Source organism: Proteus sp. GOKU (assembly GCF_015475555.1).
Classification (GTDB): Bacteria; Pseudomonadota; Gammaproteobacteria; order Enterobacterales; family Enterobacteriaceae; genus Proteus; species Proteus mirabilis_B.
In genome coordinates, this window is sequence record NZ_CP034105.1 from 2,433,779 (window position 1) to 2,459,184 (window position 25,406).

At 37.1% G+C, this 25,406-nt stretch carries 19 protein-coding genes and 1 riboswitch; of the genes, 8 read left to right on the forward strand and 11 right to left on the reverse strand.

The features are described 5' to 3' along the window. Positions 1–73: 73 nt before the first annotated feature. From EHE21_RS11360 to thiD, 5 genes are all read right to left on the reverse strand, one after another. The gene (locus EHE21_RS11360) at positions 74–1,429 is read right to left on the reverse strand and encodes a hypothetical protein (RefSeq protein ID WP_194950738.1); all 1,356 of its coding nucleotides are present in this window, start codon (positions 1,427–1,429) and stop codon (positions 74–76) included. Further along, positions 1,426–7,677: a protein kinase domain-containing protein gene (locus EHE21_RS11365; RefSeq protein ID WP_228766673.1), complete on the reverse strand. Its 6,252-nt coding sequence runs from the start codon at positions 7,675–7,677 to the stop codon at positions 1,426–1,428. Before EHE21_RS11365 ends, EHE21_RS11360 begins: the two co-directional genes overlap by 4 nt. A gap of 23 nt (positions 7,678–7,700) precedes the next feature. Next, complete coding sequence (locus EHE21_RS11370; RefSeq protein ID WP_194950740.1) at positions 7,701–8,330, reverse strand: 4Fe-4S single cluster domain-containing protein; 630 nt, start codon at positions 8,328–8,330, stop codon at positions 7,701–7,703. Beyond that, the gene (locus EHE21_RS11375; RefSeq protein ID WP_194950741.1) at positions 8,330–10,168 is read right to left on the reverse strand and encodes an AAA family ATPase; all 1,839 of its coding nucleotides are present in this window, start codon (positions 10,166–10,168) and stop codon (positions 8,330–8,332) included. The genes EHE21_RS11370 and EHE21_RS11375 overlap by 1 nt, the downstream gene beginning before the upstream one ends. A gap of 158 nt (positions 10,169–10,326) precedes the next feature. Then, complete coding sequence (gene thiD, locus EHE21_RS11380; protein ID WP_194950742.1) at positions 10,327–11,124, reverse strand: bifunctional hydroxymethylpyrimidine kinase/phosphomethylpyrimidine kinase; 798 nt, start codon at positions 11,122–11,124, stop codon at positions 10,327–10,329. Between the two features lie 51 nt (positions 11,125–11,175). Next, a riboswitch (TPP riboswitch) is annotated at positions 11,176–11,264 on the reverse strand. A gap of 164 nt (positions 11,265–11,428) precedes the next feature. Here thiD and EHE21_RS11385 point away from each other — a divergent pair. Then, positions 11,429–11,638: a hypothetical protein gene (locus EHE21_RS11385; protein ID WP_194950743.1), complete on the forward strand. Its 210-nt coding sequence runs from the start codon at positions 11,429–11,431 to the stop codon at positions 11,636–11,638. Positions 11,639–12,649: 1,011 nt separating this feature from the next. Further along, positions 12,650–13,285, forward strand: a complete 636-nt coding sequence (gene pagP, locus EHE21_RS11390; RefSeq protein WP_194950744.1) for a lipid IV(A) palmitoyltransferase PagP — start codon at positions 12,650–12,652, stop codon at positions 13,283–13,285. A 117-nt stretch (positions 13,286–13,402) separates the two neighbouring features. On the opposite strand, the gene EHE21_RS11395 is transcribed toward pagP, so the two are convergent. Then, complete coding sequence (locus EHE21_RS11395; RefSeq protein ID WP_088495270.1) at positions 13,403–14,785, reverse strand: amino acid permease; 1,383 nt, start codon at positions 14,783–14,785, stop codon at positions 13,403–13,405. A 149-nt stretch (positions 14,786–14,934) separates the two neighbouring features. Next, positions 14,935–15,090, reverse strand: a complete 156-nt coding sequence (gene mgrB, locus EHE21_RS18925) for a PhoP/PhoQ regulator MgrB (RefSeq protein WP_226892284.1) — start codon at positions 15,088–15,090, stop codon at positions 14,935–14,937. Positions 15,091–15,449: 359 nt separating this feature from the next. Between mgrB and EHE21_RS11405 the strand changes: the two genes are divergently transcribed. The 3 genes from EHE21_RS11405 (at position 15,450) to brnQ (ending at position 18,419) form a co-directional block, all read left to right on the forward strand. Further along, on the forward strand, positions 15,450–15,836 hold the full coding sequence (locus EHE21_RS11405) for a helix-turn-helix domain-containing protein (protein ID WP_006533085.1): 387 nt from the start codon (positions 15,450–15,452) through the stop codon (positions 15,834–15,836). Positions 15,837–15,963: 127 nt separating this feature from the next. Then, complete coding sequence (gene yidA / locus EHE21_RS11410) at positions 15,964–16,770, forward strand: sugar-phosphatase (RefSeq protein WP_194950745.1); 807 nt, start codon at positions 15,964–15,966, stop codon at positions 16,768–16,770. A gap of 302 nt (positions 16,771–17,072) precedes the next feature. Further along, the gene (brnQ, locus tag EHE21_RS11415; protein ID WP_194950746.1) at positions 17,073–18,419 is read left to right on the forward strand and encodes a branched-chain amino acid transport system II carrier protein; all 1,347 of its coding nucleotides are present in this window, start codon (positions 17,073–17,075) and stop codon (positions 18,417–18,419) included. A 109-nt stretch (positions 18,420–18,528) separates the two neighbouring features. Here brnQ and EHE21_RS11420 read toward each other — a convergent pair whose 3' ends face one another. After that, positions 18,529–19,368 carry an N-acetylmuramoyl-L-alanine amidase gene (locus EHE21_RS11420; RefSeq protein ID WP_161711423.1) on the reverse strand — a complete coding sequence of 280 codons (840 nt, stop codon included), beginning with the start codon at positions 19,366–19,368 and terminating at the stop codon, positions 18,529–18,531. A gap of 99 nt (positions 19,369–19,467) precedes the next feature. Then, positions 19,468–20,940, reverse strand: a complete 1,473-nt coding sequence (locus EHE21_RS11425) for an alanine/glycine:cation symporter family protein (protein WP_161711422.1) — start codon at positions 20,938–20,940, stop codon at positions 19,468–19,470. 1,342 nt (positions 20,941–22,282) lie between these two features. On the opposite strand from EHE21_RS11425, the gene EHE21_RS11430 reads away from it, so the two are divergent. Continuing rightward, positions 22,283–22,516, forward strand: coding sequence for a DNA polymerase III subunit theta (locus EHE21_RS11430; protein WP_075674064.1), 234 nt, complete (start codon positions 22,283–22,285; stop codon positions 22,514–22,516). A 103-nt stretch (positions 22,517–22,619) separates the two neighbouring features. Here the strand turns inward: EHE21_RS11430 and yebF are convergent, their stop codons facing one another. Together yebF and EHE21_RS11440 are read right to left on the reverse strand one after the other, a co-directional pair. Continuing rightward, a complete protein-coding gene (yebF, locus tag EHE21_RS11435) occupies positions 22,620–23,009 on the reverse strand; it encodes a protein YebF (RefSeq protein WP_194950747.1) in 390 nt (129 codons plus the stop codon). A gap of 96 nt (positions 23,010–23,105) precedes the next feature. Continuing rightward, positions 23,106–23,288: a YoaH family protein gene (locus EHE21_RS11440; RefSeq protein WP_069367593.1), complete on the reverse strand. Its 183-nt coding sequence runs from the start codon at positions 23,286–23,288 to the stop codon at positions 23,106–23,108. A 112-nt stretch (positions 23,289–23,400) separates the two neighbouring features. Here EHE21_RS11440 and pabB point away from each other — a divergent pair, with 112 nt between their 5' ends. Further along, positions 23,401–24,786 (forward strand): aminodeoxychorismate synthase component 1, encoded by a 1,386-nt coding sequence (gene pabB, locus EHE21_RS11445; protein ID WP_194950748.1) that lies wholly within the window; start codon positions 23,401–23,403, stop codon positions 24,784–24,786. Beyond that, positions 24,773–25,336: a CoA pyrophosphatase gene (locus tag EHE21_RS11450; protein ID WP_023581869.1), complete on the forward strand. Its 564-nt coding sequence runs from the start codon at positions 24,773–24,775 to the stop codon at positions 25,334–25,336. The genes pabB and EHE21_RS11450 overlap by 14 nt, the downstream gene beginning before the upstream one ends. Positions 25,337–25,406: the final 70 nt, after the last annotated feature.

The window sequence follows — 25,406 nt, forward strand, 5'->3', positions numbered from 1 at the left end:
TTGATTGCTTAACTGGTCGATTTAAACGTGAAAGCCACTCAACTTGAACTGAGTGGCTTTTATTGTTTATTGCTTAGCGGTTAAACGTTTTTGGTTTGTGCACTTGTGTTACTGCATGTTGATGGGCAGTATCTTCACGCTCGATCACTTTCATTGCATTTTGCCCAGCGGGCAATGCTCGCTCAACTAATAACTCCGCGTGAGACTTCGCTAAAATCGCTTGTAATTGCTGATGTTGACTACACCAAATGGCATCAACATCTTTATCACGTGTCGTATCACGTTGATGTGTTAACGCCACTGTTCTTGCTTGAAAACGCGCCTGTTTTCCGCCTAGTTCTAAGCCATAATCAGGAATAGTGGCATGAGGCACAACAACTTGCCCATTATCAAGCCACGAATTTACTGCATTTTTATGCACCACATAGCCTAACTCACTTAAGCCAGCTAATACGGCTGCGCATTGCTGCCTCATCGAAAATTGTTGCTCGTGAGTTTCAATCGCCTGTTTTAGCTTGGCGATCATCACATCAAGTTGTTCGGCTGTTGCTAATGAGGCAACTGCTTCTGTATCACGACTCAGTGTCAGCATCTCTTTATCATCAAAGCTTTCAAGCTCTGCACATAGACGTGCTAATTCTTCCATTAACTCAATGCGTCTTATGCTATTACGCAAGCTTTCAGCCATATTCATTATCAGTGAATCTGCCAGTAAACGCTGTTTCTTGCTATCAGAAAGCTTTTGCATTTCAATAAGCTGATTTGCATGATGATTAGTTTCTACTTCATTCCCCACTAGCCGTAACTTTTCAATCATCAATTCAATTTGGTGGCATTGCTGTGCAAATGGGCTTTGAGGCTCACCACTTTGCCATAACTGTTGGGTGTATGTGGATTGTGCTTTTAATTGCGTCAATAATTCAGTTTGAGCGGGGCTAAGTTGTGCTTTTTGCGCCTCAATTTCACCCGTTACACGAAATAGCAATAAGCTAATTTCTTCCGCACTCATGTTTTCGCTGAGTTCAATTTCAGCCTTCAAAACACTATCAGAAGCTAATTGTGATTTTAATTGTTTTAACAGTACCGATGATTTTTGTTTGCCCTGTTGGATATGACGTGCAAGCGCTTTTTCTTCAATCACTTGTTCGCGTAGATTTTTCATATCCTGTCGTAACGGTGCAATAAACTGGCTTAATTTTTCTGTTAATCGACTCACTGAATAGGCATCTAATGCATCCAATTGCGAGTTATCTTTAATCAATGCATTAAAAGCAAATTCAATTTGGCTCACACGTTCATCTTGATAGGTGAGTTGTTCAACTAATGCCTTCCATTGCTTAAATTGTTTTTTGCTATTCGCTAATTGTCGATGATAACGGATAACATTGGTTTCTTTTACAGAGACATAATGTACTGATGAACTCATCATTCACTCACTTTTTCATTCAGTAAAGAGGCATATTGTAAGGCTTCAAGAAGTTGTTGTTGTGCTTCTTGGCGATGATAAAACCATTGTGTCAACGAAACGCGATAATGATAAGGCACCACTTTACGCAAAATATCTTTTCTCCATAACTCACGAGCACAAGCCTGAGATAACCACTCATGTTGTGGCATATCGCACTCAATTCCCATCAGTAATTTGCCTTGCTGCTCATCTTCGATTAAACAGTCAAAAGAGAAAATACCAACTTGTTGTGATGGTGCAATATGATATCCCTGAGACTCAATAAAGCGTTTCACATCAATAACAAACTGATCGTTTACCTGATCTTGTGTTGCTACACTGGCTTGAGTTCGGCATAAACGGGCTAATAAACGTTTATTTTCCTCTTGTTTATTAATCTGATGGCAATGGCTTGCGTAAGTTAAATAGCCTTGTAAGTAATCACGTGGGATCTCAGGGTGTTTATTAGTACTTAATAAGTCAGAGATTTCATCAATCGGCATTGATGACATGATCACCACTTGCTTTTTCGCTCTGGTGATCGCGACATTTAAACGACGCTCTCCTCCAGTTTGCCCTAATACACCAAAATTACGTCTAAAAGTGCCTTGGGCATTACGACCAAATGTCGTCGAAAACAAAATAACATCTCGCTCGTCACCCTGCACATTTTCAACGTTTTTCACAAAAAACGACATATCTTCATCGTTATCTAAGCGCGCGCATTCTTCGGTATAAGCCTTTAAAAAATCCACGTCATAGTCATTGCGATCACGAATATGTTGGTTAATTAATTGAGCTTGTTTCTGATTAAATGTCACCACACCTACAGAAGGACGTTTATCAAAAGGCGCCTGCCATAATGCTGCTAAATGCTCAACGATTGCCAATGCCTCTTTCTCATTGGTTTGATTAATATAAGTGCCATTAATCGCCATAAAATGCAGTGGTTTTACCGTACTAATGGTTTTCGCTGAGTGTTGAGCCGGAATATTCAGCCGATTTTCGTAAAAGGCATAATTTGAGAAATTAATTAATTCTCTAAATACCGAGCGATAGTGAATATCTAAGGTATGAATAGGCAATACGGTTCGTGCCAAATGAAGCAAGTCAGGGCAATGGCAAATTTGGCTTGAGTCCCATTGCTCACTGCTTTTCTCTTGTTGTTCATCTTCCTCGTTATCGTTATCTTCGTCGTCTTCATTTTCGTTAAATTTACCGCTGAAGAAAGATGAAGGCGGCATCTGTTTCTCATCACCACTCACAATGGCTTGTTTGCCGCGATATAACGTCGGTAATGCAAATTCAATAGGCATTTGCGAGGCTTCATCATAAATAACGCTATCAAAAAGTCCTGCTTTTAAAGGCAATATTTGGCTTGCCACATCTGGCGTCATCAACCAAATAGGGCGTAATCTTAACAATCCCATTTGAGTCGCTTCATCAATAAACTCACGTAACCGTAATGCTCTAGGCCCAGTTAAGCGTGTTATTCTCTCCCAATGACGCGCATTTTCAATTTTTGATAATTCGATATTTTCAGTTAATAGCTCACGATTAACTTGTTGTAACCGCTGATATTTTTCTGTCAATTGCTCGATATATTCCTGCAATTGTTGAGCAGTATGCGTCTTTAATACTGCGTTTTTTATTTCAATTTCAGTTTTAACAGCAACATAAAATAAATCACTCAATGTTGCTTTTAAAAGCTCGACAGGATTAGAAAATGAACTTTCATTTTCATCAAGCAATTGGCGTGATAATGCTAAAACTTGCCAATCATTGTGCGTAAAATGCGTTGTTCTTTCTCGAAATAGCTGAAATTGACTTAAAAAAGGTAAGCTTTGAGCTAGTTGCTGTAATCTGGTTGTCAGCAACTCGCCTTGATTAATTGCATCATAAAATTGCTGATAACAGAGTTCGGTGAGAGTTGCTTGTAAGCCAGCTAATTTAGCGAGGCTAGTTTGCTGTGCTTTAGCGCGAACAATGGCGTTCTCAATTTCTAAACATTGCTGTTCAAAGCCCTGTTTTTTCGCTGATTGAATGGACTCAACAAAATGTTCAGGTTGAGGATATAACGCTAATATCGCAATATCATCGCAACAGGCTTTAAGCTCAATGAGAACATTATTTATTGTGTTCTGCCACTGCGTATTTTGTTGATTGAGGTGCTGTTCTAGCCCTAATTGTTGATAAATAGGTTGCAACTCTTGGTGCAACAAACGCCATTGTTGTTCTGTGGTGATGGTTTTATGTAGCGTAATATAGTGTTCGGCTTTATCTTCTATACCACTTTGCGCCATAAAGTCTTTTAACTTGCTGTTTCGACTATAATAATAAGGATTTAAGAAGCGTAAGAATGAAGGTTTGATCTTGTCAGTAGCTGCTCTTGATAACGTTGCTAACATGGCATTATCTAACGAAGCGAGTAAGCGGAAAATTAAAGGATCGCAACCTTCACTATCAATTTGCTGTAAACGTGTCTCTAATTGCGCCAATTGAGCAATTAACTGCTCACCTTTACCTTGCTTACCTTGTTCATTTAAAAACAGAGTTAACCAATGAGATAAATTTTCCCATTGTTGAGTATTACGATTTTTTAACTGCTGTTTACACTGCTCTAGTGTTGTTTCGTGAGTCGTTAATTTATCGATTGTAATTTGTTGATAAGGCAAGTTGTATACTGCATCACGTTGTTTTTCTGCTTCGATAAATAGCGTGATATTTTCATTAAATTGGCGATATAGCGTACTTTCAGGTGAGAACAATACAACACCATTTAATGGTGTGTTTTCATAATTAATCGCATACCAATCTAAACCATATAACGTTAAGTTATCGATAAGCTGAACAAAAGTTGTTTTATTATATTGAGAAAGCAGTGAGGTTAATTTATCCGAACTTATTGTTAGCTTTTGTTGTGACTCTAATTCGAGTAATCCAGATAACACTTCTCGATATGAATAATCATATTGTTTATCCGTTAGATATAACGCTTTATAGTAGGCATCTAATGTTGTTTCATAAAATTGAATTAAGTTAAGCGTTCTATCACGATTAAAAGGGGTATCTTGCTTAACATCTGCAATCAACTGCCGTTTACGCTCTAATTGTAGTTGTTCTCTAATTGCTGAAATAATCTCTCGCCCTTTAGGGTTTTGATGAATAATCAGCACCCTATCTTGCAATCCATTTGCAACTAATCGTTTATACACTACATCCAGCGCAGCAGGCTTTTGGCAAAGCACCAGTGCTGTTTTTTGCCGTCCTATTGCATCAGCAATTAAGTTAACAATAGTTTGGCTTTTACCTGTTCCCGGAGGCCCTTCTATTAATAACCCCGTTTTCTTTCTTGCCGCTTGAATAATGGTATTTTGAGAAGGATCTGCCAGCGACAGCAAATAGTTATCAGCCAATGGATCTTGTGTTTCTAACGTTTTTGCCTGTGTATTGACTTGCAACATAGTGGCAAGAGCCGTGCCGTTGATAGGTAAATTGGCAATTTGTTGTAAATCAGCACTTATCATCTGCCCAATAAAAGAGGTATGAAATAACACTGCTGAACAATGAATATAAGCACTGTTTTCTGGTATTTCTTTAGTTAATGAAGGCAACGAGCTTAGTGAATGTTCAGTTGTGGTTAATAACGACGAAAGTGTGCTCATCATTTCACTAACACTCAAGCCTGTTTGTGACATTAAGCTATCGAGCACCTTTTGCCATTCATTAACCGCAGGAATACCGACAAAATTCGCCAGAGCAGGATTTAAACGCACTGAGGCACGCTCTGTATCAAACCCAATTTGCACAGCACCTAGAGTGCCACCCAAAATATTCATTGAAACAGGCCACAAGAAAAGCGGTGCAATGCGCGGTTTTATTTTATTAGGTTGCGTATTTAGTACTAAAAAAGGAAAGCCTAAATACATGCCGTTGATACCCGTATCTCGTTGGTAAGACTGAGTATTCTGTTGTAAGAGCCACAAGCGATTATTTAATTTTTCACGCTGACGTAATACTTCACCCTCTAATGAAAACAGCCTTTTCTTGCGGTTAATTAAATGCTCAAGTAAGTTTGTCGCTTTTTCATTATCAGAACAGCATTCAATTAAATCAACACGCCCCGCATTTGGTGTTAAACGCATTCTGACTAAATTACCGCGTTGACTTGTAGAAACTAGTTTCTTAGCAAAAAAATGCAATACTTCTAAAATATATTTTTGTGATTCAGGTATTTGCCATTGTTCAATGGGAATACAGAGCATCACAATAATATGCTCAAGAGGCAATCTACGAGTTAAAAGGAAATCATCAGCCCATCTATCAATAATATCGATATTAACACGCTTAAAATCCCCTATTCTTTCACTCAGTTGTTCAATAAGTTGATATCGAGGTGTGGCTAATAATGTTTTGGCTTGTTGTTTATCAAACGTATTAATAGCAAGATTACTGGCTAATTTAGCTGCATTATTCACCAGCAAATCTAATGTGATATATTGCCCAATCTCTGCACTTAATAACAAAATATAGTCATTTTCATGCATGTTTTTACGATCAATTAATGCTCGTAGATTTTCATTATAAGCATCAGGAAATTCTGCACGAATAATCTCCCAACGAGCCACTAATTGGCTTAAAGAGGTGATTAACAAATAAAGCTGTAAGCTTTCTTCATTTAATGGAATACGTTGTTGTTGTGCTCTTTCTCGAACAGTGCATTGACGATAATAAAGCTGAACAAGCCAATGTGTTTCATCAATAGATTGCAATTCCGTGGCAAGAGGCTGACAAATTAATTGATAACCTAATGAAGGATGCTCTAAAAGCCATGAAGGTGTAATGATCTCGCCACGGTAAATCAATGGCATATTCGGATTTAAAATTCGTAACGCGAGAGTAAAACGTAAACTTGGTTCAATCTCTTGTTTTTCAACTAATGACTGCAATTGGGCGACTTGCTTTCCGCTATTATCAAATTGGCTTAACCAAGTTGTGATTTCACCATGAAGAAGTAATTGCGTTGCTTGATCCCAATATTGTGCTTGTGCAGCCACCATCGCAAACGCATCAGGTTGATTGAATTGATGATCTGCAAATTGAAATTGATAATATTGCTGGCTTCCATTGTTGTAATTAATATCGGGCGCTTGTACCGCTAAGCCTTGTAACCACGCATTAACCTCGTTCCATTGCCAGCGTTGAAAACGATCACGGCAAAGCAAACCGCGTAAAAGTAATTGAATATTGGGTTCTAAATCATCCGGTAATTCAACACCATTAGTCATGACTTGAATTAAAAACGCATTATCATGGATATGTTTAAAACAGGCTCCTTGCGTTAATTGCTCAAGTAAAATGATCCCCAAACTCCACCAGTCTGATGCCGCCGAAACACCCCCCGCTAATATTTCTGGCGCACTATAACGTGAAATTTCAAGCGGAGAGACAATATCGAGATCGAACTCAGATAAACATGCCGAACCATATTCGATCACCACAATATCAAGGGGATCACGAGCGCGGATCATCAAGTTTGAGGGCTTTAAAGCACGATGACGCACACCATGTTCAGTTAATGCCGCAATCGCCGTACCTAATTCGGAGACTAATACATTAATTTCATCTGGTTGCCAAAAGTCACCGCGTTCAATAAATTGGCTTAGTGAACCACCGTTTAATCGCTCAGTAACGTGCCAAGCGCGATTCTCCCATCGCCCCGTTTCGTAAAATACAGGAATATGGTCAGTAGAGATTAGATTTAAGACTTGATAAATAGCAGGATCAGGCTCTTCACCTTTAAGATAGAGTGTTAACACACCTTCTTGATCTGTTTTGATATTGCTTACGTTATAGCGTTCTCTTTCACTATTAATAGAATTGATACGTTGTTCAAGACGCCAATCACCAATCAATCTAAACGTTTCATTATCGCTAACGTCGTTATTTTCAATCTCATCAGCCGGATCAGCACCACATTCAAAACAGATAAAATCATCTTCTCCCATCAAGTGTCCGTTAATACACTTTCTAGGCTGATCGTGATTAAGATCGGGAATTATCGCAGGTGTATCAATGGAAGAAGATATTGGAGGAGATGGACGCCACCCTGACTCATGAATAGGTTCAATCGTTAGATCCCATCCACAAAGCTTATCATTCACTTGTCCTGCACAGAAAATTTCGGTTAACTGACGCTCAGTTTGGCAGTGAGGACAAAAACGTATCATGGTCATCCTTTATTCTATCTCTCTTATCTTTTTATCTGTTTTAATTGAATATCTTGTTGTGCTAATACTTCACGCAAACGAGCCATATCACCCTTTTGAGGAATACCTGTAAGGTAAATAAGTCCTTGGCTATCCATTGAGAGATCAAGCACTTTATCTTCTTCGGTTACGCTTCTATCAAAAGCACTAAAACGCGCACTCCCCATCGCCGTTAAGCAATGAAGTTGCTGATTATCACTGCCTCGTAACATCAAACTTTGCGTAGTTTCCACTTGATATCGACCACTCATCAACGCATCAATTAAGCCTGACATTTTAGTGACTTGAGGTTCTATCTCATCCCAGTGATAACCACTGTAAATAAAAATATCCCCTGTGAATTGCTGACGTAGCGCGATTAATAACGCATAAAGCGCCTCTGGCTGTTCAAAAGGTTCACCACCCGAAATCGTAATACCATCAGCAAATGCAAACCAAGGTTGAATTTGTTGAATAAGTGCATCAACTGAGGAGCTTTCGGCTTTGCTTTCCCATGTATCTGGTGATAAACAGCCTTTACAGCGTAAAGAGCATCCTTGAAACCAGATACCAATTCGTTTTCCTGGCCCTAATGTTGTCACTGGAAAGTGAATTCGAGATAAACTGATCTGCATTAATTTGCCTGTGGCACCAAAATAATATTGGTCATTTCACCTATTTGAATATCCGCAATTTGATAGGCTTTTCCGACTGCTAAATCACTGTCAAAAATAGCTCTTGATAGCGGGTTAATTAAATAAACCTCTAATTGGTTACGAATACCACGACCACCATTTGATAAATCAGATAAACAGTAGGATTTTAACGTTGATTTAGCCGCCTCTGATATCGACAATGTGAGTGATTGTTTATCAAGGCTAGATAAGATATTTGCGACCATTTGTTCAAATATCTGCTCTGCAACATCTTCTCGAATAAAATCAAAAACAATAATATTTTCACCAATACGGTTTAATAATTCAGGTCGATTTAAAACTAATTTAAAATGACGCTCTATTTCACTTTTTACTTTACGGCTGACATTTTCAAACGGTTCATGAGGCAGGACATTCGCCACTCTTTCACCATTATTATCAACGCGATAAATTCCAAGGTTTGAGGTGAATATAATTAAAGCTTCAGAAAAATAGACGCGATCACCACGCCCAGAAGTTAATACCCCATCATCAATAATTTGTAGGAATTTATCCATTAAATGAGGATGTGCTTTTTCTATTTCATCAAATAACACAACACTAAAAGGTTTTTCACGAATAGCATTGGTTAATTCACCACCAGAGTCATAACCGACATAACCTGGAGGCGCACCAATTAAACGTTGATCTGCATGTTCGGCACTAAATTCAGACATATCAAAACGAATATAAGCACTTTCATCACCAAACAGCAATTGTGTCACCGTTTTCGCTAACTCCGTTTTACCCACCCCCGTTGGTCCGGCTAAAAATAGCACGCCCCGAGGTCTTCCGCCTTTATTGCTACCGACACCCGTCATTGCACGCTTAATAATATCTAACAAATGCGTGACCGCATGTTGTTGCCCTTTAACACGACGTTGTATTACTTGTGGTGCGTTACGAATTTTTTGTTTATCGATTTTTTGCCAAGGATCTTCCGTAATACCGACTTTGTAACGTCTTACCGCATCACTAATTCGCGTTATTTCCACTTCTTCGATACGCGCTAATTGCACTATCGCGACTAAATCCAGCAGTAATAGCCCCTCTGTTTCATCAATAAAATCATTAAGAAGTGACTCTTTTTCACTCTCAATAAGCGATGAAAATCCTGCCAATGACACCAATAAATTAGGTGCTAGCGCTCTGCGGATCTGGCTATCGGGTTTTGCAACAGGAATGGCGCGAATTCGAGGATTATTAACGGTAAACCAATCCGGTAAATCAGTCTCTTTTTCCACTACCCAAAAAACGCTATTAAAGAAAGGTTGATTATGTTCGCCGGCGGGTCTTGCTTTAGCTTGATGAGAAGTCACTAATGCTCGTGTAAATAAGCTATGTTCGGCAGGCGTAAGATTATCACGATGAGAAAGCAAGCAAGAGGCGAAATCGATACATAACGCAATCGGCTGACCCGTTATTGTTTGCCATTTTTCTAATACGCTATTTAAGCTGTCGATATTACCTGATGCGCGATCGCCCGTGACAGTTAATCCTAATTGTTGCATTAACATTGCGCCATCTTGTAAAGATTGCGTAGGATTAGCTACCCATTGAAAACCCGTTAACGGCGTGTAAGTGATGATATGAACGTAACCCACTTCATACAAACTGTTATAAAGTGTCTGGTTAAAAGGCAGTGGTGTTATTATATTGGGCGCAATTTCACTGGCTTGTAAGTCGCGTACATTACCAAATAACACAAACTGGCTTTTCAATGGAATAAAGCGAAGTAAATCACGTAACCAGCGTGGTTTTTGAAAAGCAGTATTCATATCATCCCTTAATGAAAATAAATTATATCTTACCTTAGTTCCTCAATATACAGGCTGTTTATATTGAGGACAGTGTTAATTATCTAGAGAGTTTGATCATAAAAATGAAAATAGAGCCATAAAGACTCTATTTAAGATAAGTGTTGTTGTAAGCCACATTACCACCAGCGATGAAAATGATGTACAGGGCCGAAGCCTTGTCCAACTTCTAAACTATCGGCATGTTCTAATGCTTGCTGTAAATAGGCTTTTGCTTGTTCAACACAAGTTTGCCAATCAGAAACTTGAGGACGAATAGCCGCTAAAGCGGCTGAAAGAGTACATCCTGTACCGTGGGTATTTTTTGTATTAACGCGTTTTGAAGTAAATCGCCACTCGCCATCTTGAGTAAATAACCAATCAGGGCTTTCATTTTCAGTTAAATGTCCCCCTTTCATCAACACCGCTTTGCATCCTTGTTTTAGTAATGCATAACCTTGTTGTTTCATCGTTATTTCATCTTTAGCGACTTCACAACCTAGCAGTGCTGCTGCTTCAGGTAAATTAGGCGTGATCAAATCAACCAAAGGCAAAAGCTGATTAACCATTTTATTAACTGCATCAGGCTGCAATAGCGGATCACCACTTTTTGCAATCATCACAGTATCAAGTACAACAAAAGGAATCGCATATTGCTGAAGTTTATTACAAACCACATCAATAATCGCGGCATTAGAGAGCATACCAATTTTGGCACTATCAATGCGAACATCAGATAAAACAGCATCTAATTGAGCAGCAACAAAATCGGGGGATAAATCATAGACACGACGGACACCACAGGTATTTTGAGCAACAAGTGCTGTCATTACTGTCGTGCCATAAACACCCAGTGCGGAAAATGTTTTCAGATCAGCCTGAATACCTGCACCACCACTAGGATCGGTGCCTGCGATAGACAATGCATTGAATCTCACTGATTAACTCCTCCTTTCACCAGTTACAGAAAAGTCGGGCTCTGTTAATCAGCAGAGTTACCTTGACTTCCCTACGCTGGCATTATCCAGATCAGGTTATACGGGTTCATCTCAGCCATAAGGCGCCCCGAGCCAAAGCCTGTAAATTCAGGCGATAAGGAGTATCGCACGCTCAAGATAAAGATGCTAGTAACCAGCGAGGATCGCTTTGTATATTTTTATCCGTTTTAACGATAATCGATATATTAATTGTCAGAAGAAGTGAATATGATAGAACATTAAATTAAATAACAGAATAAAATCAATGAGTTATAAAGACTATAATATAAATCTTGATAAATTATTAAGAATAAATAGCGCCAATGTTGAAAATACAATTCACTTTTTAAATGAAGGAGTTAACGATATTTCAATAAATTATTTTGAAATTCCAATCGGATACCGTTTAGTTAAATCATTACGTAAAGATCAATACAGACTTATCACCGCAGATAAAGAAAGTGAAACAGCCTAACTTGTTGAACTTAGACTTCGGCAAGATATTGTTTATGGAAAAACAACGTGTACTCAAATAAAAGTTTGGCGTTCCCGTCTTTCTAAACATCGTGATGCAAATAATGATTTTCCACGACCTATAGTCCATCACATCCTAAATGATTATCACATTATGATCACTTTAGAAGACCAACTAGGGATAAATAAACGATTTTGGGACATAATGATTTCATGGGCTTTTAGCAAAAAATATTTTATATCTCTTTCAAATAGAACAAAAGGTATTCATTCACTAACTACGTTAAACTGTTTAGATGAACTTTATGAAAAATGGGAAAATTATTACTGGAGTAAAGATCACGATACCCATCGGCTACTTATCATTAGCCAAGAAAAATTATCTCAATAATAAACAATATATTTCCTGAAAATGTGTGAATAAACATTATTCGCACGTTTTTGCTTTAGGATAATCTGCACAAAAAACCGACATTTCGCTAAACAAAACTTACACCACTTAAACGATTTATAAACCAACACAGAATTTTTCTTTTTTTTATTTAACTCTTTTTATTCGTTACTCTATTATCCTGCTGGAAATTAACCTCTTTTGATAAGCTGATGTTATTGATATTAAATTTATCTCAAATTGATATCAATATTTCAATTAAGTCATAAAAATAGATATTTTATAGATTTTTTCTATTGAAAATGGCTAAGCCTAAATTATATCTTACAGGCCTTACTTATCAGTTATTTATTTAAAATCTAATAAAAACTTAATTTTTTATTAAAAACAATACATTATCATAAAAAAATAACAGCATTTTATATCAGACAAAATTACGTTTATAAGTACAATAAATCTATTTATTTTCTTCTTAACCGATTCTAATCCCTTAAGATTTTATTTAAGAAGTAAAGTTTCAGATACCTCTTATCTTAAATACTTGTCGATTAAATAACACTATTAGTAATGTTTATTTGTCATCACCAGAATCACTGTTTATGCCGTACTCGGAGTTATATTATGTCATCATCCTATTTTCACCCTAGCGTATTAGCCACAACGTTGTTATCTCTTGCATTAACAACGTCTGCTTTCGCTTCTGAAAATAACACAAATACCCATCAGATTATTACGACAGAAAACCAGCAAACCACTAGTAATGCGCCTCAACCTAATAATGAAGAGAGCTACTGGGGAAAATTTAAGCGTAATGTCAATCAAACTTGGGATAACGACCAATATAATTACTATTTACCAGTATGGACTTGGCATAACCGTTTTACTTACGATAAAGAAAAAACTGATCGCTATAACGAAACACCTTGGGGCTTTGGTATGGGGAAATATCGTTATGACAATGACGGTGATTGGCACTCTCTTTATGCGATGGCATTTATGGACTCAAATAACCGTGTACAGCCTATTATGGGCTATGGTTTTGAGAAAATGTGGTATCCAGGAGATAAAGACGGGTTCCGTATGGGGGCAGGATTTACGCTGAGTATTACAGCGCGCCATGAATACAACTATATTCCTATGCCACTTCCTTTACCGTTAGTTTCTGTCGGCTATGGGCATCTTTCACTACAAGCAACCTATGTACCAGGCACTTATAACAACGGTAACGTATTATTTGCTTGGTTACGTTGGCAGTAGTTTCCTTATTTTTGTCTATCAGAATAAGTGTGAGCAATAAAAATAGAACATAAAAAAACGCATCATTTAGATGCGTTTTTCTTATTCAACAAAATGACTCAATCAATCTGTAATAACTTAAATATCTTGGCTTGCTTGAGTACTATTAGGTGTTTTCTTCATACGGGAAATCTTAAATCCAACCCATAAGAATGCAATCCAGAATGGCATTAAAATCACCGAAATATTCACTTGTGGCATAAATAAGATAATCACTAAAATCATGCATAAGAAAGCAAGGCAGATATAGTTACCATATGGATACCAAAGTGCTTTAAAGAAAGGCTCTACACCCTCTTTGTTTTTTGCGGCTCTGAATTTTAAATTCGCCAAACAGATCATAATCCAGTTAAGCACTAACGTGGTTACAACCAATGCCATTAATAACTCTAATGCCTGATCAGGTAATAAGTAGTTAACTAAAATACCCAATGAAGTCGCAATTGCAGATAACAGTAACGACACGACTGGCACACCACGTTTATTAATACGAGAAAGTGCATGTGGTGCATTACCCTGTTTTGCCAAACCATAAAGCATGCGACTATTAGAATAAACACCACTGTTATAAACAGACAGTGCCGCTGTTAATACCACCGCATTTAAAATATTCGCGATTAGGAAATTATCCAAGTTATGGAAAATCAGAACGAATGGACTTTCACCTTTAACAACTTGAGTCCAAGGATAAAGTGAAAGTAACACTAATAGCGAACCGATATAGAAAATTAAAATGCGATAAACAACTTGGTTAGTCGCCTTCGGGATACTGACTTTTGGATTTTCAGCTTCAGCAGCGGTGATCCCCACCAGCTCAAGTCCACCAAAAGAGAACATTACAATGGCTAATGCAGACATAAAGCCCGTAAAACCATGAGGGAAAAAGCCTAACTCCCATAAATTACTGACAGAAGCTTGAGGGCCACCATTCCCACTCGCCAGTAAGTAGCTTCCAAACAAAATCATCCCGACAATCGCCAATACTTTAATAATGGCAAACCAGAACTCTGTTTCACCATACATTTTCACGTTAATCAGATTAATTAAGTTGATTGCCACAAAGAAGATAGCAACAGAAACCCAAACAGGAATATCAGGTAGCCAATAGTTAATATATTTACCTGCTGCGGTTAATTCTGCCATGCCGACAAGAATAAACATCACCCAGTAGTTCCAGCCAGATAAGAAGCCTGCAAATGGGCTCCAATATTTATTAGCAAAGTGACTAAACGAACCCGCAACTGGCTCTTCGGCAACCATTTCGCCTAATTGGCGCATGATCATAAACGCAATAAAACCACCAATAGCATATCCTAAGATAACTGATGGACCTGTCATATTAATTGTTTGCGCTATACCAAGAAACAGACCAGCGCCGACAGCACCACCCAGCGCAATTAGCTGGATATGTCGATTTTTCAGACCGCGCTTAAGTTCTGTCTGTTGCGACTCTCTCGCCATACATCCTCTTCTCTTTATTATTTTATCAACTTAACGTGTAAACTAATGTTTACGATTTTGTTTATTTCAAGCCACCATTAAAACACTATTCTGACTTGAATAACAAATACATTTTATGCTAGGCGAAAAATAATAAGAAAAGCTATCTTTTAGTGATGTTTAGAGGGGAATAATGTGGTAAAGCGACAAAGACCTTGTTGGAAATCCTCTCCACGATCGCAAAAATTATCTAAAGCCACAAGATAGAGGCCAAAGGTAATGGCTAATGCAATAATTAAGCTAATAATTATTTTCTTTGCGTTCAATTTAAAATCCTTTAAATACATTTTGTTAGTATGACTTATCACATTATAAGCATTCGCTTAAATACGATAACAAGACAGGGAGTTGTTGTTATAAAATCCGCAATCAATTATCTCTATGAGTAAATTTAGCATAACTTTCATTATGAAAGGTAAACGCTTCCTCGACAGACTTCAGATAATTTGCATTATTTCGCTCTAAACTGTATGTAAAATGACCTTATATTATTTAATTACACATTTTGCCAACGATTAGAGATAGCTATCCATTAATATGGATTTCTCTGTCTGCCATTTTTTGTATAAGATTAGGGAGTTAATTTTGATTTTTACCTTAACTTCATTGATAGAATGGAACTGTAATGCCACAAGATAATCATCTCGCATTGGTTTGCGCGCTAAGTAAATGGATTGAGGAGCATTTAGGCCGTGTTATCCATCTTGAAGAGTTGGCGGCTTATTCTGGATATTCTCTTTGGCACATGCAGAAAATCTTTAAAGAAGTCACAGGCACCTCTTTAGGAAAGTATATCCGTCAGCGTAGATTAGCTGGCGCTATCCATTTATTACGTACCAGTGAGCGCTCTATCTTCGATATCGCCCTTGATTTCGGCTTTGGTTCACAATCTCACTTTACTTATATGTTCCGTAAAGAGTATGGCATCACGCCTTTCGATTTTCGGCAAAATCAAGAGATCGTTTTAGAAACCAAACAGCCTTTACATTTACAATCACCTTGTTGTGATTAACCCTTCCATTTATGTGGCATTATGCAGATAGCCTTTAATGTCACATAAATAATACTCAAGCTATGTGATGATAGACCGCTTCGCCCTTCCTTTATCATGATTGCTTTTATTTAATATGGGGATGCTAATGAGTATTAAGCTTATCGCTATTGATTTAGATGGAACCTTGCTCAACAAACAACACGAAATTACGCCTGAAGTAAAACAAGCAGTTCAGCGAGCAAAAGAGGCGGGAGTTAAGATTGTATTAGCTTCAGGACGCTCCTTTAATGGCATCTCTCCTTATTTAAAAACACTCGGTCTTGATACCTCTGATTGTTACTGTATCAGCAATAATGGTAGCCAAATCCATCAAGCAGATAACGGTGAGGTTATTATTCAAGATCTGCTCAATTTCGAGGATTACCTCTATTTTGAAAACCTTGCTCGTGAAATAGGCGTCCATTTTCACGTTATTAGTGACAATAAGATTTATACCACCAATAGTCATATTAGCCATTTCACCTGCCAAGAAGCCTTTTTATCTTGGACACCGCTTTATTATCGTCCACTGAATGAAATGCAAACGGATATGTATTTTAGTAAGTTTATGATTGTTGATGCACCTGCTGTTTTAGATAATGCCATTCAATATCTTCCTACTAATATTTATGAGCAATATAGCATATTACGTAGTGCTCCTTATTTTATTGAAGTGTTGAACACCAATGTTAATAAAGGGAGTGCGGTTCAAAAAGTGGCTGAACATTTAAAAATTACACCAGAAAAAATCATGTGTATTGGTGATCAAGGTAATGATTTAGCAATGCTAAAATATGCTGGTTTAGGTGTTGCGATGGGAAATGCCCCTGAAGAAGTGAAGAAAGTCGCCAAATTCGTCACACTTTCTAATGAAGAGCACGGTGTTGCAGCCGCTATCAATAAATTTATTTAAACACGATCTTTTTTGTGTTTTATCGTGAATGTCTACAAAATTATATAGCAATTGTGATCCTTAGCAGAGGATCACACTGCTTTTCGACCAAAAACATAGCCTTTTATTATTCTATAATTGCTGTTAAATGAGCGTTAAATCTGCCTTTCTTCTTACATATCCTTCAGAATTTGTTACTATCAATTCACTTTTCGTTATTCAAACTGCATTTTCACAACATATTAAGCTGTTAATTAGGCTAGATGTAGAATAACAAATATAAATCATTTATATATTTTCTTCACAGACAGGTAGTTTAAGTTATGCTTTCTACAAAAGATATGCTCGTTCTTGGAATGATGGTTTTTGCACTATTCCTTGGCGCTGGCAATATTATTTTCCCCCCTATGGCGGGTTTTCAATCGGGAAACCTCTGGTTTAGTACATCTTTAGGTTTCCTTGTTACTGGTGTCTTACTCCCTTTCCTAACCTTAGTTATTGTTGCAATTCGCGGGCGTGGTGAGCGTCTTTCTGTTGATTTGCCTTCATGGGTTGCCGTTATTTTCTGGGTAGCACTGTATCTTATCGTAGGCTCTACTTTTGCAATGCCTCGTGTCACCAATACTGCTTATGAAATGGGTTTCTTACCCCTAGGGCTTATTGAGAAAAATACGGTAACACACCTTATTTTTGCGCTTATTTTCAATATCACTAGTATGTTCTTCATGCTAAAACAAGGCACCATGATCAGCGCCATTGGTAAGTTTATGACTCCAGCACTGTTAGTCCTGCTGGTGGTTGTAGGTATTGCTGTTGTGGCTAAACCGATTTCCCCAATTGGTGAGCCAACAGGTCTTTATGCTGTTAATGGTTTCTTCTCTGGCTTTATTGATGGCTACCAAACCATGGATGTCCTTTCTGCTATGGCGTTTGGTGGTATCGTGGCTCGTGCTTTATATACCAAAGGCATTACTGAACCGCGCCAGATCGGTTTTATTACCGTAAAAGCCGGCATGATTTCAGTTTTACTGTTAGCCGCGCTTTATCTGTGCCTTTTCTACTTAGGTGCGACAAGCCACTCTGTTTCTGTCTTTGCTGATCCTGCTCTTAATGCCACTAACGGTGGTCAAATTTTCTCACGTTATGTTGATGCGTTATTTGGCTCTGTGGGTACTTGGCTGATGGGTGGTATTGTTTTATTAGCCAGTATGACAACACTTGTGGGTGTAACAAGTGCCGCTGCAGACTACTTTGCGACATTCCATCATCGCTTAGGTTATCGTTTTTGGGTTGTGGTATTTACCTTAATGACCACAATCGTATCAACGTTTGGTCTTGATACATTATTACGAGTGACTATTCCTGCGTTATTAATGATTTATCCAACATCAGTCACCTTGGTATTACTGCAATTTATTCGTAATAAATTAAAAGCACCCCGCTTTACCTATCGCTTCACAATTGCAATTATCGTCTTAATGAGCCTTTTCGATACATTGAAACAATTGAAGTGGTTAAATGCTGATTTGCTACAATTATTTAGCTATATCCCGCTTTCTGATTATGGTTTAGGTTGGGTATTACCAGGTGTGATTGCATTCGTAATTTCGCTGGTTGTTAGCTTAAACCTTAAAGAAGAAAACCTTCCAGTAGGAAATACAGCAAAATAATCAACATATAACACCTAATTTGTAACGCCGATTGTAAGTTGATAAAAAAAGCGTCTACCAAATTTCATATTGGAGACGCTTTTTTCTTGTCTATTTATCACAGGAAATTTTAAGTTCGGTATTTCTCAATCAATGCCCTTAAAATCGCTTCTGATTGAGCATCAGGGATGCCATTGGCTTTCGTTGATCTAAAATGCATTTGGAAAGCTTTTACCACTTTTAGTGCTTTATTATCTAACACACCATTTGTTGGTGTTTGATAACCATATTGCTGTAATAACTTTTGGAAATTTGCCACATCAACCGGCTCTGAAGGATCTCTACCCGCTAAATAAGTTTGCACTAATTCCTTATCAGGCCAAGCACCTATTCCTTGATTTGCTAATCTTTCCCAAGGGAATAAAGGTCCCGGATCAACTTTTCTTTGAGGTGCGATATCGCTGTGACCTAAAACGTTTTGAGGTTCGATATCATAACGTTCAATAATATCTTTCATCACGACTGACATAGTCACGATTTGATCTGCGGTATAAGAATACCAATACCTAAACTTACCATTATCACGGTAACCCAGATTGACTATCTCAATGCCAATAGAGCAATTATTTAGGCTAGTTGCATCTCCCCACTGACTAATGCCTGCATGCCATGCGATTTGTCTTTCATCCACTAATGAAGTGATCACTGGTTTTCCGTCAATAGATGAAGGATGTGTGGGGATCAAATAATGGCTGCTAACTCGTCCCCCAGTAAGAACCTTAAGTGAGCGTTCATCATCTAGCGCGGTATAGTGCATCACTAAATATTTTACACAGTCATTAGCTTCCTGCTTATTAGGAATAACTTTAACTATATATTCACCTCTATCAATAAATTCTGGTTGCTTGGCACAACTGGTTAAGAGGCTTATTGCAATAAGTAATCCTATGTAATACCGACTAGATCTCATTTCTGATCCTTGATTTAATATTCCCAAAGTTAAATTGTAATAAAAAAACCCATATTAAAGAATATGGGTTTTGTGTTTTGACGCTTTTTTATTATTGCTTTAGTTATTGCCCACTTTTTCACATCGAACTAAAGGCTCATCAGGAATAATATTCTCATCCCAAATTCCTTCTTCAATATCATCTTGCAACTCTGGATATTGGCGAATATCAAATGTAGGCAGTAAACCGGCTTGTCGTTGCTGGTTATAATCTTTAACTAATTTTAAGGCGACACCAGAAAGCAAGATGATTGCGATTAAATTAGTCATTGCCATTAATCCCATTGAGAGATCGGCCATTTTCCAAACAAGAGGCATATCCGCTAAAGCGCCAAACATCACCATTGCTAAAGCCGCTGAACGTAAAAGAAACAGCCCTGTTGTGTGATTGCGCCCAAGGAAAATCATATTACTTTCAGCATAAGCATAATTAGCAATAATAGAGGTAAAAGCGAAGAAGAAAATGGCAATCGCAATAAAGGTACTTCCCCAACCTCCTACACTCGATGACAATGCCAATTGTGTTAATTGAATCCCGTTAATGCCTTCAGGATAACTATCGAGTACGCCTGATGATAAAATGATCACCGCAGTAGCACTACAAATAACTAAGGTATCCATAAAAACACCTAGCATTTGAATATAGCCTTGAGATGCTGGATGTGGTGGATAAGGAGTTGCTGAAGCCGCGGCATTAGGTGCCGATCCCATACCTGCTTCATTAGAAAATAGACCGCGCTGAATACCTTGTGTCATCGCTTGGCTAATACCGTAAGCAATTGCACCTGCGGCAGCTTCTTGTAATCCAAAAGCACTTTTAAAAATTAAAATGAAAACTTCAGGTAAGCGCTCAATATGATCTGCAACAACCCAAAATGCTAATAATAAATAAGCCGTTGCCATAATAGGAACAACTAACTCAGCAACTCGTGCAATCCAACGCAAGCCACCAAAGATAATAAATCCGCTGGTTAGTACTAAAAAGATCCCCACATAGAGTGGATCAAAATTAAAGGCAGAAGCTGTGGCTTGAGCAATAGAATTTGCTTGAACAGCATTAAAAACTAAACCGAAGGCGATAATCAAGAAAATGGCGAAGAGAACACCCATCCAGCGCATTTTCAGTCCTTTAGTCATATAATAAGCAGGACCACCCCGGTAATTGCCATCATCATCTTTTGTTTTATAAAGTTGCGCGAGCGTACTTTCTATTAATGATGTCGCCATACCTATTAAAGCAACGACCCACATCCAAAAAATAGCGCCAGGGCCACCCGCTGTTAAAGCAATCGCGACTCCCGTCAAGTTTCCAGTACCTACGCGCGCAGCTAAACTGGTGCATAATGCCTGAAAGGAAGAGATCCCTGATTTATCTGACTTGTGGCTATTTTTTAAAATAGAGAACATATGACTAAAATGTCGGATTTGTATAAATCCAGTACGGATAGTAAAGTAAATACCTACTCCAAGAAGTAAGTAGATAAGAACATATCCCCATAAAATGTTATTCGCAAAGTTTATTAGCCCTGTCAAATTAATCCCCTTATATAATAACGTATATAACCTATCCTTACATCGCTATTGAAATAAAAAAGTAAGCAGATATCGTGTAATTGAGTCAATTACTGAATCGAATCCGTCTTAAAGTAATATCAAAGATTACTGTGTGAAAAGCGAACTAAATGTAACACAATATTGTGTGATATGTATATTTTTTGTTTATTTTTTTACATGTTATTATTTTATTTTAATTATCTCGTTAACTAAAGTAAACAATATTGCAAAATAAAAAAACCATACATATCATTAGGATAAATAATTATTTCTTTATTTTATTAACTCGAAAAAGTAAAGTAAACACTTTAGTCATTAAGTTAATCAGTCATTTTAGAAAAAAAATAAACAGATTAAAAAAACATCAATTAATAACCTTTTCTATTTATCTAAAATAAGATTTAAATGAACGATTAAAGTCATTAATTAAAGTGTTTTTTAATGTCTAATTTAACATTTTGATAATTAACATTTCAGAAATAAAGATTTTTACAACAATTAACAATAAATATTTTATATTGTCGCATTAATAAAATGCTTTAATATTAATAAGATATTAAGATTAGATAAAAAACAAACTTTGCATTTTTATTTTATCACACGCCTCTACTGCATTAATTCTAACATCGTTTGTTATCTTACATTTTTAAGAATACTGTTGATTAGTTTCTCTTCTCTTTTTTATTCAGTTGCTATTCATTAATAATTCTATTTTTTTTGAACATTAATTAAAGTTTAATAACACTTTATTTCATATTAATAAAAAAATGCAGAATCACGTAAGTTTACCTATTAACCATTTAGTTAATTTTATTTATACTATGTTTTTCCCTGGTGTTGTATTAATTTTCGCCCTGTTTCCCCAACAGGGCATTTTTTTATCCCAATATTTCAGTGTCTTATCGTAACCCCTTGTCAAGTAATAAAAAATAAAAACACATAAAACAACCATTTAATAAATTAACATTATTTACCTATTTTTAATGCAAAATCCTTCACTCTTTTCATTGATCTAAATCAAATTAAACATTCATATTATTTACTCTTTTCGTAGGTAAATTGCTTTTTTCTCCATTTTAAAATCTATTTAATAAGGGTTGAAAATGTTCGTTTTATCATTAGCCTTATTTGAATTACCTACAAAGTGGTATAACAATTAAAGATAAATAAGATTTTATTGTTATATTTAACGACCTTGATTAAAAATCGACCCAAATAAAGCACATCATTTTTACTACACATTAATGACTAATATCTTTATTTGCTTGCATTAATAAGCATGCTCTTTTACCTTACTTATATCGTTATAGAGGGATAAATAATGGGTTATAACCTTTCAGAATTGACACAAGAAGAAAAAGATAAGCTAAATATAAGTTTAGCTGCTTCAGGCGTCGCTTTTAAAGAACGCTATAACATGCCCGTTGTAGCAGATGCTGTTTTAAGAGAACAACCTCAAGCTTTTCATGCCTTCTTTCAAGAAAGGCTGGTATTTTATCGCGCAAGAAGCCAACACTATTCTCGTTTACCTTATGAACCGCAGGTAAAAAAATAGTCAAACACTCTCCGTTATTTTGATAATGATAAAAAAAGAGATAAACCAAGGTTTATCTCTTTTTCTTTCAATAGATTAACTAAAACTTGCTATCGCCTATCAATTATTTAGGAGAAACATACGTAATAGTATTGTCATCACAATTGACTTGAACATTGTAACGAAGGTCTGTTCTTGCACCTCTTACATTCAATACCATCTGATAGTTATTATCCATCTTGATAACTTCATTGGCATTAATACTTGCAACAGGTTTTGATCCTAATGCATTTTTATCATCTTGCCAGCGAGGTAAACGATTTTGTAGATAATCATTTTTTACTCGTGTAACAAGTTGATTGTTATCTAAATTAACGCAACTCGCAAAGGGAGCGGAACGCACAATATCTTCATTAACCTTTTCGATACTTTCTGCAGATGCTCCAAAAGAAACAGCAAGTAAAAGACCTGCTCCAAGTATCCCTGTTTGACCAATAAACTTGCTTAATTTCATATAACCTCCCGAAAATATCCTTTAAAACAGGATGTGTTTTCAATAAGCATAGCATATGGTTAATAACACAATTGTGACATTTGTTAAAAAATTGTTCTATTCATTCTCATCATCAAATACGATAGAAACAGATTCACGGGTTGTATGTTTCTCTCTTAATTCTTGGGCGACTAACTGAATTGCCTCTCCGCTGCTCATTCCCTCAGCCATAAGAGATTGAATTTTTTCTACTGCTTTTTGCTGCTCTTCATGTGTTAATGTAGGCATTCCTAGAAACATAATGTTACTCTTATCTTTATTAACGTCTATTTTGTATTTACATGAATGTAATCTTTTTGATTACAATTTATTGTGCAAATAATACAACACACTTTGTTTATATGGTCATAAGATGGATATGCAATTACAACAACGTGAATTAACTTATACCCCTGATCTAGCACTGCGGGTATTTTCTCCTATTGCGTCATTGCCTTGGTCTAGTTTACTTCATTCTGGCTTTGCCGAACATCCTCATAACCGTTTTGATATTGTTGTCTCCGATCCGGCTGTAACTTTGGAAACGCGTAAGCAAACAACAACCATTAAAGAAAAAAATGGTGCAGTGAAACGCTCTAAAAAAGATCCCTTCACACTTATTCAATCTGCGTTAGAACAATTCAATTTCCACCCAGAGCATAATGAATCATTGCCTTTTTTGGGAGGCGCTTTGGGTATTTGGAGTTATGACTTAGGCCGTCGTTTTGAAACTTTGCCTGAAATAGCGAAAAATGAACTTAATTTCGCAGATATGGCGATTGGTATTTATGATTGGGCACTTATTGTTGATCACCATTTAAAAAAAGCCACTTTAATTAGCTACCACAATATTGATGAGCGCTTACAGTGGTTAGAAAGCCAGACCTCCACCTCCATTGATACCCCATTTGCCTTAACAACCGATTGGCAATCAAACATTAGTAGTGATGAATATAACGAGAAAATTGCTAAAATCCATCAATACTTACTTTCAGGTGACTGCTATCAAGTTAATTTAGCTCAACGTTTTTGTGCAAATTATACTGGTAGTGAATGGAATGCATTCTTAACGTTAAATCAAGCTAATAAAGCGCCATTCTCTTCTTTTATGTGTTTACCCAACAATTTTGTGATTAGTGTTTCACCTGAACGCTTTATTCATTTAGCTGATAATAAAATAGAAACACGTCCAATAAAGGGAACATTGCCTCGTAAGGTATTACCAGAAGAAGATGATGAACAAGCACAGTTATTAGCAAACTCTCGTAAAGATCGCGCTGAAAACTTAATGATTGTTGATTTAATGCGTAATGATATTGGCAAAGTTGCAGCAACAGGCTCAGTAAAAGTACCTGAATTATTTGTTGTTGAGCGTTTCCCTGCGGTACATCATTTAGTCAGTACGATCACGGCGCAGTTACCTTCACATTTAACAGCGACTGATTTATTAAGAGCGGCTTTCCCCGGTGGTTCTATCACTGGAGCACCGAAAATCAGAGCAATGGAAATCATTGAAGAACTTGAACCTCATCGTCGTCATGGATACTGTGGTGCAATTGGTTATATCAGTTTTTGTGGCACAATGGACACCAATATCAGCATCCGCACTTTATTGACTGAAAAAAATAAAATTTACTGCTGGGCTGGTGGTGGTATTGTTGCTGATAGCGTTGCTGAAAAAGAGTACCAAGAAACATTCGATAAACTTGGGCAAATATTAACTGTTTTAAGTGAGTCTACTATCGATGACACCCATTGATACTTTTATCAATCGTTTTCAACTCACATTGCCTGATGACAAGGTAAATCAGCCTCTTCATGCCCAAAAATCGGCGGCCGTCTTGCTGCCGATTATCAATAAACCTAACCCAACATTATTATTAACTGAACGTGCATCAACGTTACGCTCTCATGCAGGACAAGTCGCTTTACCCGGCGGTAAACGTGATCCTGAAGATAGCAACCTTATTGCAACTGCACTAAGGGAAGCACATGAAGAAGTGGCTATTCCACCCAATGCTGTATCCGTTATTGGTCAGTTAGCTCCTTTACAAAGTTCTAGCGGATATTTAGTCACCCCAATTGTGGGTGTTATTCCTGCGGGCTTACCTTTACGACATAATCCTGCTGAAGTCGCCTCTATCTTTGAAATGCCATTAAGCCATGTACTTAATGCCCAACATTATCAACCATTAGATTTTCATCGTGCTGGTGAAAATCATCGTATCTACTTTTATCCCTATAATGGACATCTTGTCTGGGGATTAACCGCCGCTATTTTACATAGACTCGCTTTGCATATCACTTAATACGCTATTTTATATTCAGCCTGTGCTTTTTATCACCGCCTTCACAACTCTACTTAGCTATTTTAAAAAA